The sequence below is a fragment of the Pelomicrobium sp. genome (genome assembly GCF_036803785.1).
Lineage (GTDB): Bacteria > Pseudomonadota > Gammaproteobacteria > Burkholderiales > UBA6910 > Pelomicrobium.
Window position 1 is genome coordinate 22,082 of sequence record NZ_DAIRTR010000027.1, and the last position, 6,515, is coordinate 28,596.

Sequence of the window (6,515 nt, forward strand, 5' to 3'; positions counted from 1 at the left end):
CCATGATCACACCGGCAGAGATCATTCCGCTCAGGCGAGACAGCGCCCTCAACCCCGAACGCGGCGTGCTGCGTTTCATGACCGCGGGAGATGTGGACGACGGCAAGAGCACTTTAATCGGGCGACTCCTCCTCGAGACCGGCAGCCTCTACAGCGACCAGCTGGCGGCTCTGGAGTGCGCCTCCCGGCGCCGGGGACAGGCGGCGATCGATTTGTCCCTGCTCACCGACGGGCTGGAGGCCGAGCGGGAACAGGGTATCACTATCGACGTCGCTTACCGCTATTTCAGCCATGGCGCGCGCAAGTACATTATCGCCGACGCCCCCGGGCACGAGGAGTACACCCGCAACATGGCCACCGCCGCAAGCCGCGCCGAGGTGGCGGTCCTCCTGGTGGACGCGACCAAGGGTGTCACGCGCCAGAGCGCCCGACACTTCACCCTGGCACGGTTGCTGGGAGTGCGCCACTTCATCGTGGCCATCAACAAGATGGATCTGATGGCTTTCAGCCGCCAAGCGTTCGTCGAGCGAGCCCGGGAAGTGGCGTGCCTTGCCGGGAAGCTTGGACTCGTCGATATCATTAGCGTCCCCGTCTCGGCGACCGCCGGTGAGCATGTGGCGGCACGCCGGGGCGCCATGCCCTGGTATGAGGGCCCCACGGTGCTAGAGGCACTGGAGCGGCTGAGCCCTGCGCGCGACCTGCAATCCCAGCCCTTGCGCTTTTTCGTGCAACTGGTGGGCCGGCCGCTACAACCGGGGCAGGGCCGGCGGCTCATGGGGCGCGTGGAGTCAGGAACGGTGGCGCCCGGCATGGAGGTCGGGATCTACCCCGGTGGGCGCTCGGCGCGAGTGCGCGCCGTACTCGGCCTGGACGGCCCGGTGGAGCGCGCCCACGCCGGCGATGCAGTTACCCTGATGCTGGACCGGGCGCTGGACGTCTCCCGAGGTAGCCTGATGGCGAGTCCGCAATCCCCGCCCACGGTCAACAGCGTGGCACAAGCAACTTTGTGCTGGTTCGATCCCGAGCCCCTGCGCACGGGACAACCCTACGCGCTCAAGCTGGGAACGCGCACCGTCAAGGCTCAGGTGCTGGACATCGAATCGTGCCTGGACATGGACACCTTGGCGTACGTGCCCGCCGGCACGACATTACAAACCAATGACATCGCCCGGGCGACACTTCTCTTCCAGGAGCCCCTCGCCTTCGACCCGTACACCCGCGGCCGGAGCACTGGAAGCTTCATCCTGATCGATGAATGGAGCGCCCGTACCGTGGCCGCGGGAATGCTGCTGGATGCAGCAGAACCCAGCCACAACGACTGGGCGGCGTAGAGACTTACAAACCCCGCAAGCCGCTGCGTTCCAGGACCTCCAGGGCCCATCAGGCAGGCAAATAATCGGGATCATACTCGAGCGCCCGCTCGAACGCCCGCCGCGCCTCTTCGATTCGTCCCTGGGCGAGCCACACCCGCCCCAGGTTGAAGTGGGGGAACTGGTAGCAGCAGTAACGCTTGGCCTTGGTTGCTTTTTCCAGCCAGGGAACCGCTTCCTCCGGCCGCCCCAGGTCGATGAGATAAACTCCGATGTCGTTGTACGGGTTGCCGAAGTCTGGATCGAGCCGGATCGCGATTTCGCACTGGGCGATGGCTTCCTCGAGCCTGCCGAGATGGCTCAGCGACCAGCCGAGAAAGGTATGGGCCTCGGCGGTGGGATGCAGAGAAATGGACTCGCGGAAGCGCTCGATGGCGCGCTCGTACTCGCCGTAGAGGTGCAGGAGATAGCCCAACTGCCAGGCCGCCCCTGCTCTTCGGGAGATTCGCTTTGCTGGGCGGCGCCGAGGCTACACGCGAGCAGCAACAGGCACCCTAAAAGCCGACGCCCGCCTGCGGGTCCAGCAGCAAAACCCAAAAAAACCCATGACCTTGCTCACCCGGGCGTCGCCGCGCCCCGAGCCTCGATGATGCGCCCGCCGAAAGCTGACGCCACGGGTGTCACTGCGCGGCTCGCCCGTCCTCCACAGCGCTACCACTGGATCCCGAGCCAGCCGCTTCCCAGGGGTGCAAAATGAAGGTGTTTACCCCCTCGCGTGCGCAAATTGCTGAGCATCGTCCTATCTTGGATAAGGCACGACGCCAGCGCCTCCGCGGTGCGCTGCTCTCCTTCGTTCGCCACCATGCCCTACAGCATGATGCGGTCCCTGATCGATGCGGATGTCCACGTTGAGGTTACGGGTCTCCTCCTGGCAGTGAAGCGCCGCCTTGAGCCGGGCGCGTAGCGCAAGCCGCTGCAACTCGATGCGGGCAGACGGTGTCTCGGCAAACTGCGGGCTACGCACCGCATCGATCAGCTCGCCGACGCAGAACTGCACTGATTCCCGCTCGGTATTGAACACCAGGGTCGTAGCGCAAGGGATCCTACCAATCGGCGCCCGTCAGGCGTTCGACGACCGCCGCGTGGGCGGCGTCGCTCCGCCGTATCTCCTTTTCGACCGCGGCGCGATCCGCCGTACTCAGCCCGGGCCAACATGCGCTCGATCCGCACGGCTATGGGCGCGCGTACCCGCAGCCGGAGCACATGGGGGACGGTGTTGAACAGGCACACGCGCCTCACCCGCGCAGCAACACGTTTCCCCGCAACGCAAGGCTGTAGAGCTCCTCGCAGGTGTAGAGATCGAGACCGATCGGATCGCCACTCCAGCTCTGAAACTTACTGGCTTCGCCTTCCGAGAAGTGGGTCGCCTTGCTTTTCGGCCGGCCCATTCTCTCGGCCACGTGCTCGATCACTTCGTGATCGACAATCTGCAGACCCAACGCTTGGGCCACGCCTTCGGCGATTCCCTTGCCGAGGGGTCCCATTTCACGAGTAATTGCGATGACGGCCATAGACGCCTCCATCGGAGAAGGGAAACGCACTTGGCCAGCAAAGGTGCTCCCCCGAAATAGATTGCGGCCGGGCAGCGCTTGGCGGGATAGTAAGACCGAGCGGATTCCTTGAACCTGGCCACAGGCCGCGGGGAAAGCCGCTTTCCGGCGGCGCGCCGTCCGTCACCTCCCTATAGCAAACGGCCGAAACCCTTCAAGGCGATGCCTGCCGCCGGTGATACCCGAGCAGGCCGAGCAAGCTCGGGATCGAGCGGGAAAGCGGTTGCGGGCTCAGACTCGTCTGAGCAGTCGGCGGAGCGTCACTTTCGCGCGCTGGCCCGAGCCCCCGGCCAGTCATCGACGAACATGCATGCCCCTTTCCTCCTCGCGCAGGCGAAAGGGGACGGGGCTGCGCCTCCCGCCCGCCGTGGGAGGGGCAGGCAAAGGGCGCCTTGCTGCGCTAGCGCCCATCCAAGCGGCTTAAGGGATGCTCGCCAAAGCACTGGCGAATGGGCTCGGCAACGCCGAGGCGTTCGTGACGGAAAAGGACGAGGCACGTTGCAGAATCCCGCGAATCACGCCGCCCAGCGTTCGCACGCGATCAGAACCTGGTAGGCGGTCGGGGATTCGAACCCCGGACCAACGGATTAAAAGTCCGCTGCTCTACCGGCTGAGCTAACCGCCCGAAAAAGCGCGCATTCTACTGGCGACGCGCTTTTTTCGTCAAGGAAAGGGCCGCGAAGGACCGCGCCCCCTCAAGCCTCCTGCATCATGCGCCAGTACTGGTATTTCATGGTGCCGGCGGCGCCGATAACAATGCAGAAGAAAGTGATGAAGGAGCCGATGGCCAACGTAGAAATCCCCGTAATCGCCTGACCCACGGTGCAGCCCATGGAAAGGGCACCGCCTACGCCCATGAGGGCACCGCCCACCACGTGGTTCGCGAAGTCCTTGAACGAAGCGAACCACTCGATGCGGAACCTGCGGCTGGCCACCGCGTAGGCAAACGCCCCGAAGATGACTCCCGTCAGGGTCATGAGGCCAAAATTCACCAGGGCGAAGTTGGTGGGCTCGAGGAGGTAGCGCACGGCGTCGCCCATGGGACTCACGAAGGTATAGGACTGCGTCTGCACCCGGCTCGGGATCTCGATCGCCATCTGGGCGGCTTCTTTCCACTTTTCCCCGATCGGGCCGCCGGTAATGAACCACCCGGCGACAATGGCCAGGCCCACCACCGCGCCTCCCAACACGTTATCGAAGCTCGTGCGGAAGTCAGGGGACTTGAAGACGAAGGCGAGCATCCCCGCCACCACGAGAAAGCCGATGAGCAGATGGCCAGCCCCGGCAGAATCCAGCCCCACCATGCCAGCGAGGACGGTGGCTACCTCCTGGCTCCCCACACCGTACTTGGCCAGATCGATGGTAAGGGGCTCCACCCAAGGGTGGAAAACCTTTTCATAAAAGGACGTCCACATCATGAGGTAGGCTCCCAGGGAGGCGACCGCCAGCACCACCAGGGACTTCAGGTTGCCGCCCCCGACCCGCACCATGGTCTTATTGCCGCAGCCGCTCCCAAGCGTCATGCCGATGCCGAAGAGCAGCCCTCCGACGACATAGCGGGGCCAGGCAAAATTGGCGGTCCGATACGGGGGGAAGGTGTCCTGCCACAGGTTCACGATACCGGTGGCCTCCATGAGAAGCACCCCCAGCGTAGCAACGGCCATGGCGAACACCCAGGCGCGCATGCGCCCCGTGTCCCCCATGTTCACCCAGTCGGAGACCGCCCCCATGGTGCAGAAGTTGGTCTTGTAGACCACCGCCCCCATGATCGCGGCGATCACGAAAATGCTCAGCAGGACCTGATGGTGAATGGTGAATTCCATGATCGCCCCCTCCAATGACGGCCGGCCCATCACCCGATAGTCCAGCCGATCGAATAGTAATTGGAAAAATTCTAATAATATGGTCGTCCGTCCGCCATCAGAAAAATTCGCTCGGCCATAACTCCCTTGGATGGGCGGCGCTTCAGCCTGGCTGAGGCTGGTAGTGGGTCGGGTCCGGCAGCCCTGCCGCCTCGAAGCCCCCCCGCCGCAGGCGGCACGCATCGCAGCGCCCGCAGGCAAGTCCTTCCGGGCTTGCCTGGTAGCAGGAGACCGTGAGGGCGTAATCCACCCCTAGGGCGGTGCCCCGCCGGATGATCTCTGCCTTGGAAAGGTGCACCAGGGGGGCGTGGAGGGTGAGGCGCCGCCCCTCCACCGCCGCCTTGGTGGCTAGATTGGCCAGGGCCTCGAACGCCTGCAGATACTGCGGCCGACAGTCGGGATAACCCGAGTAGTCGATGGCGTTGGCGCCGATGAAGAGGTCCTGGGCCCCGAGCACCTCGGCATAGGCGAGGCCGAGAGCCAGCAGAATGGTGTTACGGGCGGGGACGTAGGTGACCGGGATCCCCTCCCCCGGTGCCTCCGGGACGGGCAGGGAGGCATCCGTCAAGGCCGAGCCGCCAAAGGTCGTCAGGTCGAGCTTCACCGTCTTGGGGGCTCGGGCGCCCAAGGCGCGAGCGACACGCCGGGCGGCTTCCAGCTCGGCGGCGTGGCGCTGGCCATAATCTACGCTCAAGGGATAGCAGTCGTATCCTTCCCTCAAGGCGATGGCAAGGGTCGTGGCGGAATCGAGCCCGCCCGAAAGAAGAACCACCGCTTTTTTGCCGGCTTCCGCCATCGCCAAAGCACCCTCTCAATGGCCCGGCGCCTCGCCCCAGAGCAGCTTGTGCAGCTGGATTTGCAGCCGCACCGGGAGACGGTCCCGCAGGATCCATTCGGCGAGCTGGGCAGGATCCAGGCGCCCATAGACCGGTGAGAACAGCACCGGGCAGCGCTCGGCCAGCCGGCGTTCGGCCAGGACCCGCTTCGCCCATTGGTAGTCGGCCTCGTCGGCCAGCACGATCTTGAGCTCGTCCCGGGGTGTCAAATGGGCCAGGTTTTCCCAGCGGTTCCTCGCCTCTTCCCCCGACCCGGGCGCCTTCAGGTCCATCACCTTGACCACGCGCGGGTCCACCGCCGACACATCCAGGGCGCCGCTCGTCTCCAAGGAGACCTCGTAGCCCGCATCGCACAATGCGGTGAGGAGCGCAAGACAGGCCTTCTGGGCCAAAGGCTCACCCCCGGTCACGCAGGCGCGCCGGGTGCCGTAGGCGTCCACCGCCTCCAGGATCTCGGCAATGGTCATGGGCGTTCCGCCATGGAACGCATATTCGGTGTCGCACCAGAGGCAGCGCAGGGGGCAGCCGGTCAGGCGCACAAAGACGGTAGGAAGCCCCACCCGGCTGGTCTCTCCCTGAAGGGAGTGGAAGATTTCGGTGACGCGTAGCCGAGGAGGGACCACTGCAGGCGCGGGGTTACCGCAGGCTCGCCAGTCGACGCTTCGCCTTTTCCGCCGCCTCCGTCAGAGGATACTTCTGTACGAGCTCCTCCAAGGTTTTTTTCGCCGCCGCTGTGTCCTTCAGTTCCTGCTGACTGCTGGCGATCACCAGCAGGGCGTCGGGTACCTTTTGGGCGGTGGGATAAGTGGCGATCATGCGCTGCTCAGCGGCGATGGCATTCTTGAAGTCGCCCATTGCGTAATAGGCATTGCCCACCCAGTACAGGGCGCTCGGGGC

At 64.8% G+C, this 6,515-nt stretch carries 8 protein-coding genes and 1 tRNA gene; 1 reads left to right on the top strand and 8 read right to left on the bottom strand.

Annotated features, from left to right (window positions below):
• The first annotated feature begins 2 nt into the window (after nt 1-2).
• A complete protein-coding gene (locus V7Q81_RS05060; protein ID WP_333840837.1) occupies nt 3-1,331 on the top strand; it encodes a sulfate adenylyltransferase subunit 1 in 1,329 nt (442 codons plus the stop codon).
• 49 nt (nt 1,332-1,380) lie between these two features.
• Here the strand turns inward: V7Q81_RS05060 and V7Q81_RS05065 are convergent, their stop codons facing one another.
• The 8 genes from V7Q81_RS05065 to V7Q81_RS05100 all read right to left on the bottom strand — a co-directional run.
• Nucleotides 1,381-1,785: a tetratricopeptide repeat protein gene (locus V7Q81_RS05065; RefSeq protein ID WP_333840838.1), complete on the bottom strand. Its 405-nt coding sequence runs from the start codon at nt 1,783-1,785 to the stop codon at nt 1,381-1,383.
• Between the two features lie 324 nt (nt 1,786-2,109).
• Nucleotides 2,110-2,391 (bottom strand): hypothetical protein, encoded by a 282-nt coding sequence (locus tag V7Q81_RS05070; RefSeq protein ID WP_333840839.1) that lies wholly within the window; start codon nt 2,389-2,391, stop codon nt 2,110-2,112.
• 214 nt (nt 2,392-2,605) lie between these two features.
• Nucleotides 2,606-2,881: a cytidylate kinase family protein gene (locus V7Q81_RS05075; protein ID WP_333840840.1), complete on the bottom strand. Its 276-nt coding sequence runs from the start codon at nt 2,879-2,881 to the stop codon at nt 2,606-2,608.
• Nucleotides 2,882-3,469: 588 nt separating this feature from the next.
• A tRNA-Lys gene (locus V7Q81_RS05080) sits at nt 3,470-3,545 on the bottom strand.
• Between the two features lie 70 nt (nt 3,546-3,615).
• Nucleotides 3,616-4,743 (bottom strand): YeeE/YedE family protein, encoded by a 1,128-nt coding sequence (locus V7Q81_RS05085; RefSeq protein WP_333840841.1) that lies wholly within the window; start codon nt 4,741-4,743, stop codon nt 3,616-3,618.
• 142 nt (nt 4,744-4,885) lie between these two features.
• Nucleotides 4,886-5,578: a 7-cyano-7-deazaguanine synthase QueC gene (queC, locus tag V7Q81_RS05090; RefSeq protein ID WP_333840842.1), complete on the bottom strand. Its 693-nt coding sequence runs from the start codon at nt 5,576-5,578 to the stop codon at nt 4,886-4,888.
• Between the two features lie 15 nt (nt 5,579-5,593).
• Nucleotides 5,594-6,241, bottom strand: a complete 648-nt coding sequence (gene queE / locus V7Q81_RS05095) for a 7-carboxy-7-deazaguanine synthase QueE (RefSeq protein WP_333840843.1) — start codon at nt 6,239-6,241, stop codon at nt 5,594-5,596.
• Nucleotides 6,242-6,254: 13 nt separating this feature from the next.
• Nucleotides 6,255-6,515 (bottom strand): tetratricopeptide repeat protein (locus V7Q81_RS05100; protein WP_333840844.1); only part of this gene is annotated, 261 nt, incomplete at its 5' end.

Coding starts and splice junctions, on each gene's coding strand:
- V7Q81_RS05060 (WP_333840837.1), top strand. CDS start 3: ATGATCACACCGGCAGAGATCATTCCGCTCAGGCGAGACAGCGCCCTC.
- V7Q81_RS05075 (WP_333840840.1), bottom strand. CDS start 2,881: ATGGCCGTCATCGCAATTACTCGTGAAATGGGACCCCTCGGCAAGGGA.
- V7Q81_RS05085 (WP_333840841.1), bottom strand. CDS start 4,743: ATGGAATTCACCATTCACCATCAGGTCCTGCTGAGCATTTTCGTGATC.
- queC (WP_333840842.1), bottom strand. CDS start 5,578: ATGGCGGAAGCCGGCAAAAAAGCGGTGGTTCTTCTTTCGGGCGGGCTC.